This is a genomic window from Tersicoccus solisilvae, from assembly GCF_014643255.1.
In the GTDB taxonomy this organism is placed as follows: domain Bacteria; phylum Actinomycetota; class Actinomycetes; order Actinomycetales; family Micrococcaceae; genus Tersicoccus; species Tersicoccus solisilvae.
In genome coordinates, this window is sequence record NZ_BMJI01000106.1 from 1 (window position 1) to 517 (window position 517).

Here is a 517-nt window from a genome sequence, read left to right on the forward strand (position 1 = left end):
GAGAGCGTTTCTAAACAGGCGGCCGAGGCCTGAGTCTGCATAAGGCCCGGTTTGCAGGTTACTGCCCCAGTCGGCTTCATGGGTCGCGGTATCTTTTACCAGACCTGAGTCTTCGATGATGAAAATATCGTAAAAGCCCAACTCTTTATTGAGGGCTTCTAGCATGGTGCGGGATTGGCTGAGACTGTTGAGTGAATCACTGTTTTGGAGCACGGCGGCGATCGCATCCAGATTGTTGCCGAAGTTGGCAAACATGGCATCGAGCTGGCGCTCTTTGATCTCTCTGACCGCCAGCAGCCTGTCTTCGGCCTGATTATAGAGTTCTTTTTCCGCAAGCCAAGTGACCAGAGCCGTTGCCAATACTAAAGGAACCAGCACGATAAGCAGACTGATGAGTTTTATTTTGGTGGTAAAGCGCATGACTTGACTCCCTGTCGGGTAGCCGGGAATAAACAGCTACCAAATCCATTTTAATGTGGTGTGGTGCAGATACTTGATTGCTTAAAATTTAGAACAG

The 517-nt window shown here is 49.3% G+C and carries 1 protein-coding gene; it reads right to left on the reverse strand.

Features of this window, described 5'->3' with window-relative positions; genetic code table 11:
• The coding region (locus IEX22_RS16465) for a hypothetical protein (RefSeq protein WP_229660126.1) at positions 1–420 on the reverse strand (420 nt) is incomplete at its 3' end.
• Positions 421–517: the final 97 nt, after the last annotated feature.